Origin of the sequence: Streptomyces sp. NPDC006624 (assembly GCF_040611555.1) — a bacterium.
GTDB lineage: Bacteria > Actinomycetota > Actinomycetes > Streptomycetales > Streptomycetaceae > Streptomyces.
Map to the genome: position 1 here is coordinate 278498 of NZ_JBEXOM010000001.1, position 16477 is coordinate 294974.

Sequence of the window (16477 nt, forward strand, 5' to 3'; positions counted from 1 at the left end):
AACAGGGGGGAGCTGCTAATGGAACAGGAGTGCCGTTATGGCTGACGGAGGCGAGCCCGGGACCGTACGGCCCGGGGGCCGGACCGCCCGGGTGCGGGAGGCCGTGCTGCGGGCGGCGGAGGACGCCCTGACCGAACTGGGCTTCAGCGGCCTGGACCTGGCCGACGTCGCGCGCCGTGCCGATGTGGGCAAGACGACCGTCTACCGCCGCTGGGGGACGGTGGCCGGGCTGGTCGCGGACCTGCTCGCCGACATGGCCGAGCAGTCCGTGCCGCGCACCGAGACGGGCTCGCTGCTCGGCGACCTGACGGCCAACGCCCGGCTGGTGTGGCGGACCTTGACGGACCCGCGGCAGGGCCCGCTGTTCACGGCGCTCATCGCCGCCGCGACCGGCGACGCGAAGACGGCCGCGGCCCTGCACCGCTTCTACGACCTCCGCGTCAGGGAGTGGGCCCCCTGCGTGCGGCAGGCCGTCGACCGGGGCGAGGTGCCCGAGGGGACGGACGCCCAGGAAGTGATCCGGGCCGTTTCCGCTCCGCTCTACTACCACCTGCTGATCAGCGGGGGCCGGCTGGACGAGGCCCTGGCCGACCGGGCGGCGGAGGCGGCCGCGGTCGCGGCGCGGGCGGGGGTGTTCGTACGGGGAAAGGAGGGCCGGCGTGGAGGGGAGCAGGCGTAGCGGCGGAGCGGGGCGGCGGAGACCGGGCGCGAGACGACCGCGGTCCCCGTGGTGCCGTCGGACCCTAACCCGCCGCCAGTTCCCTCTCCAGCGGCGTGCGGAAGCGGGGCGTGACGCGGGTCGTTCCCAGCCACCCGCCCAGCCGTTCCGCCTCTGCCCGGATCGCCGCCCGGGCCTCCCGGCCGACGCCCTCCTCGTCGAGGATCCGCCACGTGATCTCCCCGTCGGAGCGCTGCGCCCAGCCGCCGATCACCCGTCCGTTCCACCACACCGTCGGCCCGACGTTGCCGCTGCGGTCGAACAGCCGGGGCCGCAGCTCGGGTGCGACGTACCAGTCGCGCTGTCGCCAGCCCATCGCCGTCGGGTCGAGAGCGGGCAGGAGCGCGGCCCAGGGCTCGTCCGGCCCGGGTACCGGGTCGCTGTCGCCCGCGGCCACGAAGCCCGTGCCCCCGTCCAGCTCCACCGCCTCCGCCCCGATCGCGGCCAGCGCCCTGCGGACGTCCGTCACCCGCCACCCCGTCCACCACTTCAGGTCGGCCTCGGTCGCCGGACCGCACGCGGCGAGCCACCGCCCCAGCAGCTCCGCCTGTGCCCCGGCGCCGTCCAGTTCCGGGTGCTCGGGCGCGAGGGCCCAGCGGAACCGGCCGGACGTCCACGAGCCGAGCGGCCGGCCGCGTACGACCTTCCCCTCCACGCCCAGCACCCGCAGCAGACGGGTCGAGACCGTGTGCACCCCCTCGTAGCTCTTGCCGGGCGCGTACACGAACTGCTCCCGCAGGCGCGGCTCGTCCTGGGCGAGTTCGGCGGCCGTCGCCTGCCCGCGCCGGGCGAGGGCCGCCAGCGTCGACTCCTCGACCTCCTTCAGCCAGGCCACGTCCGGCGCCCCGGCCGCCGCCATGTGCTTCAGCAGCGACGCCCTCTCCGCCGCTGCGACGGCCAGACCCGTCGAGGCGTGCACCACGGCGGTCAGGGCCGTCGGGAACACGAACACCGTGTGCCGCATGCCGTGCATCCGCACCAGGGACCGGTCCTCGTAGAGCGCCCGCCCGGTGTCGTCCACCGTCTTCGCCGGGTCTGCGAGCCGGGCGCCCACCGCCAGGTACACGGTGGCCGGGTCCGTGCCGTGCAGGGCGACCAGCGACGCGGCGACCTCCTCTGGCGTCGCCGCCCGGGCCGGCCCGGCCAGCCGATGGCGCAGCGCCAGCCGCGCTCGCCGCTCCGCCGCGCCGATGTACCGCCGCGCACCCATGACGCCTCCACCCCTCGCACGTCCCGGACCCGACCGCATCATCGCTCACGCCACTGACAACCGGCCGTCACCGGCGTGCGGCGTACCGCTCCAGCAACCCCGCCACATACGCCTCCAGCCGCCCGCCCAGCACCTCCGGTGTCAGATCGGTCCGCCCCAGCTCCCGCCACGGGCCCGCCAGTTTCGCCGCGTCGGGGACGTAGGCCAGCGTGTCGAGCAGCCGCCAGTACAGGTGGTCCGGGCCGTCGGCCAGCGGGTGGCCGCCGTGGGCCTCGTAGTGGTCCCGGAACGCGAGGCCGTGCTCCGGGCCGTGCAGCAGCGCGAGCGCGGTGGAGCAGTGGGCGACGTCCAGGTCGGCGGGGCCCCAGGAGGTCTCCACCCAGTCGACGACCCCGCCGATCCGCGGGCCGTCGCCCGCCGGGTCCGTGAACAGCACGTTCCCGGGGTGGTAGTCCCGGTGCAGGAAGCAGCCCGCGTACGGCGGGGGATCGCGGCGGATGACGTCCACCGCCCGCTGCCACATCGCGCCACCCGGCGCGTTCACCCGCTCCGGGGAGGTCCACGCCTGGTACACCCGCGGCCGCTCACGCGGCACGACCCGGTGGATCCGGGCCAGTTGCGCCGCCAGCAGCTGCAGCCGCGGGGCGAGATCCTCCTCGTCGACCCGGACCCGTCCCGGCAGCACGGACATCAGCAGGGACGGGTGGTCGCAGTGCTCGGCCGTCGCGTCCACGCCGATCAGCCGGGCGGCCGGGATGCCGTCCTGGTCCGCCAGCAGGCCGAGGATCCCCGCCTCACGGGCCAGCAGCCCGGGGGCGTGCCGCCGGAAGAAGGGCTTCACGAAGGTGCGCAGCGCCAGTTCGGAGCCGTCGTCCAGGGTGAGCCGCCGCATCTGGGCGCTCCAGCCGCCCGTCAGGAAGGACTCCTTGTGGACCGTACGGCCCTGCGGGAGCTGTTTGGCGACCCACGCGCGCGTGGCCGTCCAGCCCTGCTCGCCGAGTCCGGTGAGGACGGCGGTGGCGAACGCCCGCCGGTCCTCGGGGTGGTCGCCGAACCACAGGCCCAACCGGTGCCCCGCGTCCGGCAGTTCCCAGTGAGTGAACTGGGCCCGCCGGGCCAGTGCCTCCGAGACGGCCTCCGTCACGGCGGGCGGGATGACCTCGTCCGTGCCCGGCACCGCGAGCACCGCCCGCCCCTCGTAGGCGCGCAGCACGTCCAGCGCGGGTGAGTCGCGCCAGCTCCCGGGGCGGCGGATGAGCCGGCTGAACCGCCCGTCGCCCGCGCCGAACGGCACGTCCCACGCCTCGCCCGTGTACACCGCCGGAGCGCACAGCCCCAGGGCCGCCACCCGGTCGCCGTAGTGGCGCACGAGGTCGGCCACCGTCTGGCCGCTCATGCTGAAGCCGACCAGGACCAGCGGCCCGTCCCCGCGCGCGTGCGCGTCGATGACGGAGACCGCCTGGCCGAGGCGGCGGCGCAGGCTCAGCTCGCTCAGCAGGCCGGTGCTCTCCCCGTGCCCGGAGAAGTCGAACGCGAGGGCGTGGCAGCCGTGCGCGGCGAACTCCTCCAGCAGCGGCACCAGCCGCTCCTTGCCGCCGCTGCCGGCGCCGTGCAGCAGGACGGCGGTGGCTGCGGCCGTGCCTCCCGGGCCTGGGCCGCCGTACCCGCCCGGGCCTGGGCCGCCGTACAGTCCGCTGAGTCGTTCGCCGTCGGCCTCGTGGGTGAAGGGGATCAGCTCGCTCATCCGGCCATTGACTCACGCGGCCGCACACCCCTGCGGCCGTTTCCGCCGAGGGCGGTCACAGGCCGGGCGCTCCCCACACGCGGTCACAGGCCGGGCGCTCCCCACACCGGGAACCAGCGGCTCAGGTCCTGCTCGATGCGCAGGTCGCCGGCGAGGGCGGCCCGCACCTGCAGTTCCAGCGCGCCGTCCCGCCGTTCCGTCCCGCCGGGCAGGGGCGCGAACGGGTAGAAGGTGCCGCGCTTGTAGAGGTACACCAGCGCCAGGCGCCGGCCCGAGCGGTCCCGGAAGCCGGCCAGGGAGCACAGCAGCTGCGGGCCGAACCCGTCGGCCTCCAGCTGGCTGTTGACGGCGTGCAGGTCGGTCACCAGGGCCGTCAGCTGGTCGGGGGCGCGGCGCGAGACCAGCCAGGAGTAGCCGTAGCCGTCCCGCCGCAGTTCCACCGGGGGGCCGTCGCGGCCGGTGTCGGCGTCCAGCAGCGCCCGCACCTCGCGGTGGGTCTGCTCGAAGGCCGCGCCCTCGACCGTGGCGAAGCACACCGCGCCCTCGCCGGTCGGGGTGAAGCCGGTCGCGGCCTCCAGGGTCACGGCCGCCGACGGCAGGGCGAAGAGCCGGTCGAGATCCGCCGCGACCGGTTTCGTCCGGCCGAGCAGGATGTCCAGCAGCCCCATGTGCCGCTCACACTCCTCCCGGTGCCGCCGCCTCGCCGAGCTCGGCGGAGATCCGGCCCAGCTGGTCGAGTCGCTGCTCCAGGCTCGGGTGGGTCGAGAAGATCCGCGCGACCACGGGGTCGCGGCCCAGCGCCGGCGTGAAGTAGAAGGCGTTGAAGGCCTGGGCCGTGCGCAGGTCCTTCGTCGGGATGCGGGCGATGTCGCCGGAGACCTTGGTGAGCGCGGAGGCCAGCGCCGAGGGCCGGCCGGTGAGCAGGGCCGCCGCCCGGTCAGCGGCCAGCTCCCGGTAGCGCGACAGGGCCCGGATCAGCAGGAAGCTGATCGCGTACACGGCCGCCGACACCCCCATCACCGCCGCGAAGATCACCGCCGTGTTCTGGTCCCTCCGGCCGCCGCCGAACAGCTGCGAGTAGAAGGCGAACCGCACGATCAGCCCGGCGATCACCCCGAGGAAGGACGCGACCGTGATCACGGCGACGTCCCGGTGCGCCACGTGCGACAACTCGTGCGCCAGCACGCCCTCCAGCTCGGCCGGTGTCAGCCGTCTGAGCAGCCCGGTCGTCACGCAGACCACCGCGTGGTCGGCGTTCCGCCCGGTCGCGAACGCATTCGGCATGTCCATGTCCGACACGGCGACCACGGGCTTGGGCATGTCGGCCAGGGCGCACATCCGGTCGACCACCGCGTGCAGCTCGGGATACTCCTCCCGCTCCACGACCCGGCCGCGCATGGCGTACAGCGCGATCCGGTCCGAGAACCAGTACTGGGCGCCGAGCAGCGCCGCCGCGACCACCACGACCAGCACCCACGACTTCAGCAGCACGATCAGCGCGGCGACGAACCCCACGTACAGCAACCCGAGCAGGAACAGCGTGATCCCCATCCGGGCGGTCAACCGCCGGTCGCTCCGGAAGCGGCTGTGCATCTGCCTCACCCCGCAGTCAGGCACTCGTCCCACTGCCAGTGTGCACCCGCCCGCGCCCGTGGACAGGGGCTGATCGGCCCCCGTACCGGCGGAGGCGTCAGCCGCCCGGGGGCACCGCGTAGCCGGGCACGGACGGCCACCGGACCGTCAGCACCACCGACTCCTTCTCCGCGACCCACGAGTGATCCACGCCGCGCCCCCACACGACGTAGTCCCCCTGCCGCTCCAGCAGCACACTGCGCCCCGGCAGCTCGACCCGGAAGCGCCCGCTGATCAGCACCAGCAGCGCGGTCCGTTCCTCGCCCCGCACCCACGCGGCCCGCTCGTCGCCCCGCGGATGGACCCCCCACTTGATCTCCACGGCCTCGCTGTGCCGCGGATCCCCGGCCTCCTTGAAGTGCCCGAGGATCCACCCGCGGTCCGGCACCGCGTCCGCACCGGCGTTCCCCACGTACACGCTGTCGCTCACGGGGCGGACGCTAGCAGCAGCCCCGGCACGCCCGACCGGCCGCCGCCGCGCGTCAGGACCGCACACCGGGACCGGTGGGCGGCGGTACGGGCTCACCTCGTGCGACCGACAACCGGTACGCGGCGATCCGCACGTGCCGGGGCCGGTCCGGCGCGAGTCGCTCCGCCAGCCACGCCCCGGGCACCAGCCCCGCGGACGGCAGCAGCGCGGCCGCCGCCTGCCGCACGACACCGGGCGCGGGGTCGTCGAGCGGCGGCCACAGCTCCTCCGCGACCGCCACGTCCAGCGTGCGCAGCCCCGCCACGGCCCCGCACCGCCGGCACGGGGTGCGAGAGCAGCGGCCACAGCGCGTCGGCGTCCCCGCGCCCGCCGGACTCGGCCGGCCCGATGACCGCACCGGGCGGCAGCGCCGGATCGCCCGGATCGGCGCACCGCCACCGGTACCAGCACACGGGATCCGCCCCGTGCTGCCGCACGACGTACCGCGCACAGGCCCGCACCAGGGCCGACCGGTCGGCCAGGAACGGCAGGGCCGCCCGGCCCGCCCGGGCCGCCGCGGGGCGGTGCCCAGCGATTCTCTTCGTCGCCACCTCGGGCTGCACCGGCCGGCCGCTGCCGCCGCTGTTCGGGTCGGCCTGGCCCACGGTCTACCGGCGATTCGCCCAGTGGAGCCAGGAACGGGTGTGGGCCCGACTGCACCGGGTCGTTCTCGACGAACTCGGCGCTCGGGGCGAGCTGGACTGGTCGCGGTGCGCGTGCGTGGCCACCGGGCGGTCCGCAAGAGAGCCCTGGGGGTGGTGCGTCAGCCCGAGGCGCCGCTGCGCCGGGCGTAGGCGCGGGCGGCACGGACGCGGTCGCCGCAGCGGGTGGAGCACCAGTGGCGCCGACCGTGGGTGCGCAGGAGGAACCGGTCGCAGGGGGCGGAGCCGCAGGCGGCGAGGATGTCGGCGTCGGAACCGGTGAGCAGGTCGGCGGCGTCGGCGGCGAGGGTCGCCAGTGCGTGGTTGACGGCCTGGTCGGTGGGGTGCGCCTGGACGCGGCGCAGTCCTCGGGCCCCGTCCCAGGCGAGGAGGGGGGCGGTGGGCACGGCCGTGAGGGCCTCGTTCACCGCGCGCAGGGATGCCTCGGGCGGGGTGGTGGTGTCGACGCGGGCGGCGAACAGGGCACGGATGTGTCCGCGCAGGGTGCGCATCCGCTGTGCGCACACCTCGTACAGCTGCACGTCCGGAGTGGTCAGGTTGTGAGCGGCGAGCCAGCGCATGGCGGATTCCGGGGCGGCGAGCAGGTCGTAGCTCTGGCCGGCGGGCAGGGTGGCGGCGGTGTCGGCGAAGTCCAGGGAGCGGTACCGGTCGGCACCCGGTGCCGGGGGCAGAGCGGTCGGCGCCACGTCGGCGGCCAGGGTGTCATCCATACCTCTCATGGTAGCGCTTGCGTTTTTCCGTGACACCTGCCTAGCCTGGCATCACGTTAACCGCAGGTTTTTTTCGTGAGAAACGGAGACGTGATGTCCCAGCTCGACGCCAACCAGTTCCCGGTCCGCACGTTCGGCGGTCCGACCGCCCTGTTCGAGTACGGCGGCCTGCGCTTCCTGACCGACCCCACCTTCGACGGCCCCGGCGACTACCCCGCGCCCGGCGGCCCGACCCTGGTCAAGACCGCCCCCTCCACCACCACACCCGCCGACCTCGGCCCCATCGACGTGGTCCTGCTCTCCCACGACGAGCACGCCGACAACCTCGACACGTCCGGCCGCGCCCTGCTCGCCGACGTCCCCCTCACCCTCACCACACCCGGCGGCGGCAAGCGCCTCGGGGCGAAGGCCAAGGGCCTGGCCGACTGGGAGACGGTCGAGCTGGAGCGTCCGGGCGGCGGCACCATCACGGTGACCGGGGTCCCGGCCATCCACGGCCCCGGAGCGCGTGACGAGGTCGAGCCCTTCGCCGGCCAGGTCGTCGGCTTCGTCCTGACGGGCGAGGGCCTGCCGACGGTCTACGTCAGCGGCGACAACGCCTCGCTCGAGGCGGTCAGGGAGATCGCCGAGCGCTTCGCCCCGATCGACACCGCCCTCCTGTTCGCCGGAGCACCCCGCTTCCCCGTGCTCTTCGACGGCCGACCGGTCGTCCTGGACAGTGCGCAGGCGGCCGAGGCCACCCGGATTCTTGACGCCCGCCGCGTCGTCCCGGTCCACCACGACAGCTGGGCCCACTTCACCGAGGGCCGCGACGCGCTGGAGGCCGCCTTCGCCGCCGCGGGCCTGACCGACCGCTTGGACCAGGACTGGGCGCAGCGCGCCTGAGCCCGGACCGCCACTCAGGAACCGAGACGTTGTGCCCGGGTCGGGGCCCGCAGCACGTCGAGTCCCGACCCCGGCACGACCCTTCGCGGCGTCCCCTGCGCCGTGCCAGAACGACAGAGAAGGACCCGCTCACATGTCCACCGGAACCAACGCCGACCTCGTACACCGCTTCTACCAGGCCCTTCAGCAGGGCGACTACGACACGCTCACCGGCATGTTCCACCCGGACTTCGTCTTCTACCCCCAGATCGACAGCCCCCGGCCCGGCGCCGCAGGGTTCATCGACGCGGAGAAGAAGCACGTCGACGCCTTCACCGGCATCCGCCTGACGGTCCTCGACACCGTCACCGAAGCCGACAAGGTCGGCGCCTACGTCGTGGTCGAAGGAGACCAGGGCGGCGACTACTACGGCATCCCCCCACGCGGAGCACACGTACGCTTCTCCATGTTCAACCTGTTCACGTTCAAGGACGGGAAGATCATCGAGAAGCGGGCCCACTACAACCTGGCCGACATCATGGACCAGCTCACGGCCGGCACGCCCGCCTGACGAAACGGGCCTCGACAGGGCCACGCCCTGCACCCCTCCACCGCCGCACACAGACGGCGCGCGCCTTGGGCGAAACTCTCCGACTGCCCACACCGGGAACCGCGGCGTCACCTTCTGGACGATGCCCCATCACCCCGGGCTGCGCGGGCCGGGCACCGCCCTGGCCGTAACGAGCACCAGGGCAATCACACAGCGCTACATGTTCGTTCGCCGCAGCTGTACGACAACAGGGCCGAGTCCGCCTCATCGCAGCGCGCAACTCTCCAGCCAAGCGTCTCATGCTGAAACGATCAGTAAGGCGCCCGGAAGTTGACGTACCCCAGCAGCACGATCACCGCGGCCACGCAGCCGAGCACCACCGCCGTCGAGATCCACGAGGACCGCCGACGGGACCCCACGTGCTCCGGGTCGGGCCGGAACGGCACCGGACCGGGAGGGTTGTCCTTCCAGCGCGCGGCCAGCATACGGGCGCGCGCCGAGGGCTCCTTGTGTTCGGCGTCGTCCGCCCATCTCAGGTCGAACTCGCGCTCCTGACCGTCCTGTCCGTGCTCGGGCATCGCCGCTCCACCCCCGTGTGCGCTCCTTGCCCACAGAATAGAACACACGCCCGCGCCCCCGCTGTCCGTACGGCAGCGGGGGCGCGGGCGTGATGCCTCGATCAGGCGCCGATCACACGTCGAAGTACAGCTCGAACTCGTGCGGGTGCGGACGCAGCTGCAGCGGGGCGATCTCGTTCGCGCGCTTGAAGTCGATCCACGTCTCGATCAGGTCCGGGGTGAAGACGTCACCCTGGAGCAGGAACTCGTGGTCGGACTCCAGGCGGTCCAGGACCGCGCCGAGGGAGGTCGGGACCTGCGCGACGTTCGCGTGCTCCTCGGGAGCCAGCTCGTACAGGTCCTTGTCGATCGGCTCGGCCGGCTCGATCTTGTTCTTGATGCCGTCCAGGCCCGCGAGGAGCAGGGCCGAGAAGGCCAGGTACGGGTTGCCGGAGGCGTCGGGCGCGCGGAACTCGACACGCTTGGCCTTCGGGTTCGAGCCCGTGATCGGGATGCGCATGGCCGCGGAGCGGTTGCGCTGCGAGTACACCAGGTTCACCGGCGCCTCGAAGCCCGGCACCAGGCGGTGGTAGGAGTTCACCGTCGGGTTGGTGAAGGCCAGCAGCGACGGGGCGTGCTTGAGGATGCCGCCGATGTAGTAGCGGGCGGTGTCCGACAGGCCCGCGTAACCGGCCTCGTCGTAGAAGAGCGGCTGGCCGCCGGCCCACAGCGACTGGTGGACGTGCATGCCCGAGCCGTTGTCACCGAAGATCGGCTTCGGCATGAAGGTCGCGGTCTTGCCGTTCTGCCACGCCACGTTCTTCACGATGTACTTGAAGAGCTGCAGGTCGTCGGCCGCGGCGAGCAGCGTGTTGAACTTGTAGTTGATCTCGGCCTGGCCGGCGGTGCCCACCTCGTGGTGCTGGCGCTCCACCTGCAGACCGGCCCGGTCCAGCTCCAGGGAGATCTGGGCGCGCAGGTCGGCGAAGTGGTCGACCGGCGGGACCGGGAAGTAGCCGCCCTTGTAGCGGACCTTGTAGCCACGGTTGTCCTCGAGGGCGCCGGTGTTCCAGGCGCCGGCCTCGGAGTCGATGTGGTAGAAGGACTCGTTCGCGCTGGTGGCGAAGCGGACGGAGTCGAAGACGTAGAACTCGGCCTCGGGGCCGAAGTACGCCGTGTCGGCGATGCCCGTGGACGCGAGGTAGGCCTCGGCCTTCTTCGCCACGTTGCGCGGGTCGCGGGAGTACTGCTCGCCCGTGATCGGGTCGTGGATGAAGAAGTTGATGTTGACCGTCTTGTCACGGCGGAACGGGTCGACCCGGGCGGTCGACAGGTCCGCGCGCAGCGCCATGTCGGACTCGTGGATGGCCTGGAAGCCGCGGATCGAGGAGCCGTCGAAGGCCAGCTCCTCGGCCGGGTCGAAGGCCGATGCGGGGATCGTGAAGTGCTGCATCACACCCGGCAGGTCGCAGAAGCGGACGTCGATGAACTTGACGTCCTCGTCCGCGATGAACTTCTTGGCCTCGTCGGCGTTCTGGAACATCCAGCTCCTCCTACTCCCGACCGTCCCGCCGGGGTGGTAGTTCGTTCGTGCGGCCAGTGCGGGTGGCACACGCTGGTCTCGACCCTAGGGACGGGTGGTTTCTCGGGCGTGACTCATTTGTTTCGCACAAGTTAACCGGGCCTCCTCCCACGGTAGCCCCGACGCACCCCGCCGTGCCCCGGTCATATACGGGCGCAGTACCGTGGACGGGTGGACAACAGGCAAGCACTCGGATCGTGGCTTTCCGGGCCCCGCGCGGCGGCGGAGGAGGCCGGTGTCGACTTCGGATACCGGGGCGAGCAGCTCGGTCTGCCCGAGGAGGGCCCCGGCTCTATCGCCCGCCCGGGCCGCCGGCTGGGCGCCCTGGCCGTGGACTGGGGCCTCAGTCTGCTGATCGCATACGGTCTCATCACCCAGAGCTACAACGAGGCGGCGCAGATCTGGGCGCCCCTCATCATGTTCGCCCTGATGGTGCTCACGGTCGGTACGGTCGGCTGCACGCCCGGAAAGCGCCTCTTCGGCCTGCGCGTGCTCGCCCTGGGCACGGGCCGGGTCAGCCCTTGGCGCTCCGCCCTGCGCACGGTCCTGCTGTTCCTCGCGATCCCGCCCCTGATCTGGGACCGCGACGGCCGCGGACTGCACGACCGGCTGGCCGGCACCGTCGAGGTCCGCATCTAGCCGGGCTGCCGGCGAACACGTACGGCGAAGGGGCGCCCGGAGTGGTCCGGGCGCCCCTTCGCCGTGTCGAGTGCGGGGTCAGCGAGCCTTCGGCCCGCCCTTCGGCAGGCGCATGCCCTTCGGCATCGGCCCCTTGGGCAGCGGCATGTTGCTCATCAGGTCGCCGAGCGCGCGCAGCCGGTCGTTGGTGGCCGTGACCTGCGGGCCGGTCAGCACGCGGGGCAGCTTCAGCATGGTCGTGCGCAGCTTCTTCAGCTCGACCTGGCCCTCGCCGGTGCCCACGACCAGGTCGTGCACGGGGACGTCAGCGACGATGCGGTTCATCTTCCGCTTCTCGGCCGCGAGCAGGGGCTTCACACGGTTCGGGTTGCCCTCGGCGACCAGCACGATGCCGGCCTTGCCGACCGCGCGGTGCACCACGTCCTGGTTGCGGTTCATCGCCACCGCGGGGGTCGTCGTCCACCCCCGTCCGATGTTGTCGAGCACCGCCGCAGCGGCACCGGGCTGTCCCTCCATCTGCCCGAAGGCGGCCCGCTCGGCCCGGCGCCCGAACACGATCGCCGTCGCGAGGAAGGCGAGCAGGAGGCCCAGGATGCCGAGATAGATGGGGTGACCGATCAAGAAACCGATCGCGAGGAAGACACCGAAGGTGACGATTCCGACAGCCGCGAGTACAAGACCGATCTTCTTGTCGGCCCTGCGGGTCATCTTGTAGGTCAGGGCGATCTGCTTCAGTCGCCCGGGATTCGCAGCGTCCGCTGCAGGTTCCTTCCTCGCCATGCCACGAAGTCTACGTGGCCCCACAAGCGCGGACGACGGCAGTGTCCGCGGGCGCCGGCGGGGGAGGGGCCGGGGGTCAGGGGCGGACGGAGACGGAGCCGGACAGGGACTGCTCGAGGACGCGCTGCGCCTCGACCCGGTCCTTGGCGCGACGGCGGTCCTCCAGCACGGAGGTCCAGGCGTTGCGGCGGGCGGTGCGCTGACCACTGCTCATCAGCAGCGACTCGACCGCGCGAAGGGCGGTCGCGAAGGACGGAATGGCGGTGGCGCGGACGGGCGCGGCCTGCATGGGTGAGGTCCCCCCTCGATACGGGTGTACGTGCAGTGAGTTCAGCGTCACTCACTGGTGTTACCAGGGCGTGACCGACCGGTCAAACACCCATGAAGCCCTGGCGGGGAGCGGCGGAACGCCGACGCGGTCCCGACATGTGCCCTCATCTGCGAGGACGGTCGGGACCGCGTCATATCGGTCGCTACCCGCCGGTAGCGTCTTGTGCGCGACTTCACACGTTGGCCCGGCCCGCAGGGGGTAAGGCCGGTGACGGAGCGTCAGACGGCCGGGGCCGCGGGGTGCGCGTCCCGCTGCTCCATGGCCATCCGGTAGAGCCGCCCGGCGCGGTACGAGGACCGCACCAGCGGGCCCGACATCACACCGGAGAAGCCGATCTGCTCGGCCTCCTCCTGCAGCTCCACGAACTCCTGCGGCTTGACCCAGCGCTCCACCGGGTGGTGCCGCACGGACGGCCGCAGGTACTGCGTGATGGTGACCAGCTCGCAGCCCGCGTCGTGCAGCTGCCGCAGCGCCTCGCTGACCTCCTCGCGGGTCTCGCCCATGCCGAGGATCAGGTTCGACTTGGTGACCAGGCCGTAGTCGCGCGCCTGGGTGATCACCTTCAGGGAGCGCTCGTAGCGGAAGCCGGGGCGGATCCGCTTGAAGATCCGCGGGACCGTCTCCACGTTGTGCGCGAAGACCTCGGGGCGGGAGGAGAAGACCTCCTCCAGCTGCTCGGGGACCGCGTTGAAGTCGGGGGCCAGCAGTTCGACCTTCGTCCGGCCGTCCGCGCGGCCGGCGGTCTGCTGGTGGATCTGGCGCACGGTCTCCGCGTACAGCCAGGCGCCGCCGTCCTCCAGGTCGTCGCGGGCGACGCCGGTGATCGTGGCGTAGTTCAGGTCCATCGTGACCACGGACTCGCCCACGCGGCGCGGCTCGTCACGGTCGAGCGCCTCGGGCTTGCCGGTGTCGATCTGGCAGAAGTCGCAGCGCCGGGTGCACTGGTCACCGCCGATGAGGAAGGTCGCCTCGCGGTCCTCCCAGCACTCGTAGATGTTCGGGCAGCCGGCTTCCTGGCAGACCGTGTGCAGGCCCTCGCTCTTCACGAGGTTCTGCATCTTGGAGTACTCGGGACCCATTTTCGCCCGGGTCTTGATCCACTCGGGCTTGCGCTCGATGGGGGTCTGGCTGTTGCGGACCTCCAGGCGCAGCATCTTGCGTCCGTCGGGTGCGACTGCGGACACGACCGGCTCCCTAGCGATTGATTCTTCGGCGTCCTCAAGGGTACGCCCGTTGATTTGAATGCCTGTGTGGGTGCCAGCCCCTCCACGGCCCGTTTTATGCCGCCGGCGTCTTCTCGATCTCCCGGGGCTTCAGCTCGGCGTTCTCCAGGACGTCCCGCAGATGCCGCTCGACCACCGGCAGGACCTCCCCGATCGTCACGTCCCGGCCCAGCTCGCCGGCCAGGGACGCGACGCCCGCGTCGCGGATGCCGCACGGGATGATGCGGTCGAACCACTTGTTGTCGGGGTTCACGTTCAGGGCGAAGCCGTGCATGGTGACGCCCTTGGCCACGCGGATGCCGATGGCGGCGATCTTGCGGTCCTCGCGGCGCTGGCCCGCGTTGGACGGCGCGTACTCCGGGCCGTTCAGGCGCGGGTCGAACTCCTCGTCCTGCAGGCGGGGGTCGAAGTCCAGGGAGAGGCCGCCGAGCGCGGGGCGCCGCTCGACCGGGTCGCCGAGTACCCACACGCCGCTGCGGCCCTCGACGCGGGTGGTCTCCACGCCGAACTCCGCGCAGGTGCGGATCAGGGCCTCCTCCAGGCGGCGCACATGGGCCACGACGTCCACGGGGCGCGGGAGCTTCTGGATGGGGTAGCCCACCAGCTGCCCGGGGCCGTGCCAGGTGATCTTGCCGCCGCGGTCCACGTCGATGACCGGCGTGCCGTCCAGGGGGCGCTCGTTGTCCGCCGTACGCCGTCCGGCCGTGTAGACCGGGGGGTGCTCCAGGAGCAGTACGGTGTCGGGGACCTCGTCGGCGAAGCGCGCCGCGTGCACCCGGCGCTGCTCGTCCCACGCCTCCTGGTACTCGACGGCCTGGTCACCGAACCCCATGCGGACGAACCGCAACTCACTCACGGCAAGCGCCTCCTCGAACGGATGTGTAAGGCACGTCGCGCGCCCAAGCCACTGTACGTCCGGCCCGGACGCGTCAGTCCTGAGGCCAATCCTCACACGATCGGATGAATGTCCGGGGGAATGTGTGAGGGGGTGCTTACTCTCCGCTACATTCGCGCCGTCCAGCAAGGCATAAGGCCTGTTCACAGGCGACCGGCGCACCTCACCAAGGCCGGAAGGCAGGAGACCGCACCGCAGATGACGGAACGACCCGCGCAGCGCACCCCCAACCGACAGCTCGCCGCGCTCATCGCAGAAGCGGGGTTCTCCAACGCGGGACTCGCCCGTCGCGTGGACCAGCTCGGTCTCGAACACGGGCTCGACCTGAGATACGACAAGACCTCCGTGACCCGGTGGCTGCGCGGTCAGCAGCCCCGGGGCACCACGCCCGCCCTCATCGCCGAGGTCTTCACCCGGCGCCTGGGCCGCCGCCTCACCGCCCAGGACCTCGGCCTGGACGCCTGCGCCCCCGTCTACGCGGGGCTGGAGTTCGCCTCCACCCCCGAGGAGGCCGTGGACATCGTCAGCGGGCTGTGGCGCAAGGACTCCGGCAGCCACGCCGAGCTGCGGAAGATCGCCTTCACCCCGGCCGGGCTCGTCGTGCCCAGCCGGGACTGGCTGATCGGCCGGGCCGACGACAAGGTCGCCCGGGGCGAGCCGCCGGCCGCCCGCATCCCCGCCCAGGGCCGCCCCGCCGCCCGCTTCCCCGCCACCGCCGAGCAGGGCGTCCCGCTCCTGCCCCGCCAGCGCGGCCACGCCGAGCGGGCCCCGGGGCAGCGGGTCACCGCCGGTGACATCGCCGCGCTGCGCTCGGTCGGCGAGCTGTTCCGCACCCTCGACGACGCCTACGGCGGCGGCCACGCCCGCCAGGCCCTCGTGCGCTACCTGGAGCACGAGTGCGAGCCCATGCTGCGCGGCACCTACGGCGAGCAGACCGGCCGCCGCCTGTTCGCCGCCGCCGCCGACCTGACCCGGCTCGCCGGCTGGACGTCGTACGACATCGCGGCGCACGGCCTCGCCCAGCGCTACTTCGTGCAGTCGCTCCGTCTCGCCCAGGCCGCCGGGGACCGCGCGTTCGGGGCGTACGTGCTGGTCACCATGAGCCGGCAGGCCGTCTACCTCGGCCACGGCCGGGAAGCCGTCCAGCTGGCCCGTGTGGCCCAGCAGGGCGTCGGCACCTCCGGCCCGCCCGTCCTGCAGGCCCTGCTGCACGCCTCCGAGGCGCGCGGCCACGGCGTGCTCGGCGAGGTACGGGCCTGCACGGCTGCCCTGGTCCGCGCCGAGCGCGCCCTGGAGACGGCCCGCCCCGGGGACGACGTCCCGCACTGGGCGCGGTTCTTCGACGAGGCCCAGCTCGCCGACGAGTTCGGCCACTGCCACCGCGACCTGCAGCAGTTCCGCGCCGCCGCCCAGCACGCGGAACGCTCCCTCCAGCTCCGCAACCCCTCCTACGCCCGCAGCCGTCTCTTCTGCCGCGTGGTCCTGGCCACCGCCCGCCTGGGCCTGGGCGAACTGGACCAGGCCTGCCAGCTCGCGGCGGAAGCGGCGGGCCAGGCGGCGGAGATGCGCTCGGTGAGGGCGGTGGAGTACGTCAGGGACTTCGAACGCCGCCTGGAGCCCTACAAGGACGCGGCCCCGGTACGCACGTACCGGGACAAGGTCTCGACCCTGGGATGACCCCCCCGAGCGCCCTCCGACCCGGGTACCGCCGTCCGGGTCCCGGGTGGAGGTGCCCAGGGGCGCGGGGAACTGCGCGCGCCCAGCCCCCACGCACCCGCACCCGGGGCACGGTCTGAGTCACGCAGGCGCGCGTGCCGTCATCCGGGCCTCGGGTCGAGGTACTCAGGGGGCGCGGGGAACTGCGCGCCCAGCCCCCACGCACCCGCACCCGCACCCGGGGCACGGTCTGAG

The 16477-nt window shown here is 72.7% G+C and carries 18 protein-coding genes and 1 pseudogene; 6 read left to right on the plus strand and 13 right to left on the minus strand.

The genetic code is table 11. The annotated features are described in order from the left end of the window. Positions 1 to 37 precede the first annotated feature (37 nt). The gene (locus ABZY20_RS01245) at positions 38 to 679 is read left to right on the plus strand and encodes a TetR/AcrR family transcriptional regulator (protein ID WP_356434831.1); all 642 of its coding nucleotides are present in this window, start codon (positions 38 to 40) and stop codon (positions 677 to 679) included. A 64-nt stretch (positions 680 to 743) separates the two neighbouring features. Here the strand turns inward: ABZY20_RS01245 and ABZY20_RS01250 are convergent, their stop codons facing one another. The 6 genes from ABZY20_RS01250 to ABZY20_RS01275 all read right to left on the minus strand — a co-directional run bounded on the left by ABZY20_RS01250 (position 744) and on the right by ABZY20_RS01275 (position 6038). Then, complete coding sequence (locus ABZY20_RS01250) at positions 744 to 1928, minus strand: winged helix DNA-binding domain-containing protein (RefSeq protein ID WP_356434833.1); 1185 nt, start codon at positions 1926 to 1928, stop codon at positions 744 to 746. A gap of 67 nt (positions 1929 to 1995) precedes the next feature. Next, positions 1996 to 3672, minus strand: coding sequence for an alpha/beta fold hydrolase (locus ABZY20_RS01255; RefSeq protein ID WP_356434836.1), 1677 nt, complete (start codon positions 3670 to 3672; stop codon positions 1996 to 1998). Between the two features lie 83 nt (positions 3673 to 3755). Beyond that, the gene (locus ABZY20_RS01260) at positions 3756 to 4340 is read right to left on the minus strand and encodes a hypothetical protein (protein WP_356434838.1); all 585 of its coding nucleotides are present in this window, start codon (positions 4338 to 4340) and stop codon (positions 3756 to 3758) included. 7 nt (positions 4341 to 4347) lie between these two features. Further along, entirely contained in the window at positions 4348 to 5265 is a 918-nt protein-coding gene (htpX, locus tag ABZY20_RS01265; protein WP_356434840.1) for a zinc metalloprotease HtpX, read from the minus strand. A gap of 97 nt (positions 5266 to 5362) precedes the next feature. Beyond that, the gene (locus ABZY20_RS01270) at positions 5363 to 5734 is read right to left on the minus strand and encodes a signal peptidase I (RefSeq protein WP_356434843.1); all 372 of its coding nucleotides are present in this window, start codon (positions 5732 to 5734) and stop codon (positions 5363 to 5365) included. Positions 5735 to 5786: 52 nt separating this feature from the next. Further along, entirely contained in the window at positions 5787 to 6038 is a 252-nt protein-coding gene (locus ABZY20_RS01275; protein WP_356434845.1) for a hypothetical protein, read from the minus strand. A 266-nt stretch (positions 6039 to 6304) separates the two neighbouring features. Between ABZY20_RS01275 and ABZY20_RS01280 the strand changes: the two are divergent. Then, positions 6305 to 6490, plus strand: a pseudogene (locus ABZY20_RS01280) (transposase); the annotation flags it as partial. A 46-nt stretch (positions 6491 to 6536) separates the two neighbouring features. On the opposite strand, the gene ABZY20_RS01285 reads toward ABZY20_RS01280, so the two are convergent. Next, the gene (locus tag ABZY20_RS01285) at positions 6537 to 7145 is read right to left on the minus strand and encodes an ABATE domain-containing protein (protein ID WP_356434848.1); all 609 of its coding nucleotides are present in this window, start codon (positions 7143 to 7145) and stop codon (positions 6537 to 6539) included. A 93-nt stretch (positions 7146 to 7238) separates the two neighbouring features. Between ABZY20_RS01285 and ABZY20_RS01290 the strand changes: the two genes are divergently transcribed. Together ABZY20_RS01290 and ABZY20_RS01295 are read left to right on the plus strand one after the other, a co-directional pair. Further along, on the plus strand, positions 7239 to 8030 hold the full coding sequence (locus ABZY20_RS01290) for an MBL fold metallo-hydrolase (RefSeq protein ID WP_356434851.1): 792 nt from the start codon (positions 7239 to 7241) through the stop codon (positions 8028 to 8030). Between the two features lie 133 nt (positions 8031 to 8163). Then, the gene (locus ABZY20_RS01295) at positions 8164 to 8580 is read left to right on the plus strand and encodes an ester cyclase (RefSeq protein WP_356434854.1); all 417 of its coding nucleotides are present in this window, start codon (positions 8164 to 8166) and stop codon (positions 8578 to 8580) included. 290 nt (positions 8581 to 8870) lie between these two features. Here ABZY20_RS01295 and ABZY20_RS01300 read toward each other — a convergent pair whose 3' ends face one another. Next, positions 8871 to 9137, minus strand: coding sequence for a hypothetical protein (locus ABZY20_RS01300; RefSeq protein WP_356434857.1), 267 nt, complete (start codon positions 9135 to 9137; stop codon positions 8871 to 8873). A gap of 112 nt (positions 9138 to 9249) precedes the next feature. Further along, a complete protein-coding gene (gene glnA, locus ABZY20_RS01305) occupies positions 9250 to 10659 on the minus strand; it encodes a type I glutamate--ammonia ligase (protein ID WP_356434859.1) in 1410 nt (469 codons plus the stop codon). Between the two features lie 210 nt (positions 10660 to 10869). On the opposite strand from glnA, the gene ABZY20_RS01310 reads away from it, so the two are divergent. Then, the gene (locus ABZY20_RS01310; protein WP_356434862.1) at positions 10870 to 11337 is read left to right on the plus strand and encodes an RDD family protein; all 468 of its coding nucleotides are present in this window, start codon (positions 10870 to 10872) and stop codon (positions 11335 to 11337) included. A 78-nt stretch (positions 11338 to 11415) separates the two neighbouring features. Here the strand turns inward: ABZY20_RS01310 and ABZY20_RS01315 are convergent, their stop codons facing one another. The 4 genes from ABZY20_RS01315 to lipB all read right to left on the minus strand — a co-directional run bounded on the left by ABZY20_RS01315 (position 11416) and on the right by lipB (position 14527). Continuing rightward, complete coding sequence (locus tag ABZY20_RS01315) at positions 11416 to 12117, minus strand: DUF4191 domain-containing protein (RefSeq protein WP_356434865.1); 702 nt, start codon at positions 12115 to 12117, stop codon at positions 11416 to 11418. Positions 12118 to 12193: 76 nt separating this feature from the next. After that, positions 12194 to 12406: a hypothetical protein gene (locus ABZY20_RS01320; RefSeq protein WP_356434867.1), complete on the minus strand. Its 213-nt coding sequence runs from the start codon at positions 12404 to 12406 to the stop codon at positions 12194 to 12196. A gap of 260 nt (positions 12407 to 12666) precedes the next feature. After that, entirely contained in the window at positions 12667 to 13632 is a 966-nt protein-coding gene (lipA, locus tag ABZY20_RS01325; RefSeq protein ID WP_356434870.1) for a lipoyl synthase, read from the minus strand. A gap of 94 nt (positions 13633 to 13726) precedes the next feature. After that, on the minus strand, positions 13727 to 14527 hold the full coding sequence (gene lipB / locus ABZY20_RS01330) for a lipoyl(octanoyl) transferase LipB (protein WP_356434872.1): 801 nt from the start codon (positions 14525 to 14527) through the stop codon (positions 13727 to 13729). Between the two features lie 237 nt (positions 14528 to 14764). Between lipB and ABZY20_RS01335 the strand changes: the two genes are divergently transcribed. Continuing rightward, positions 14765 to 16243 carry a regulator gene (locus tag ABZY20_RS01335; protein ID WP_356434875.1) on the plus strand — a complete coding sequence of 493 codons (1479 nt, stop codon included), beginning with the start codon at positions 14765 to 14767 and terminating at the stop codon, positions 16241 to 16243. Positions 16244 to 16477: the final 234 nt, after the last annotated feature.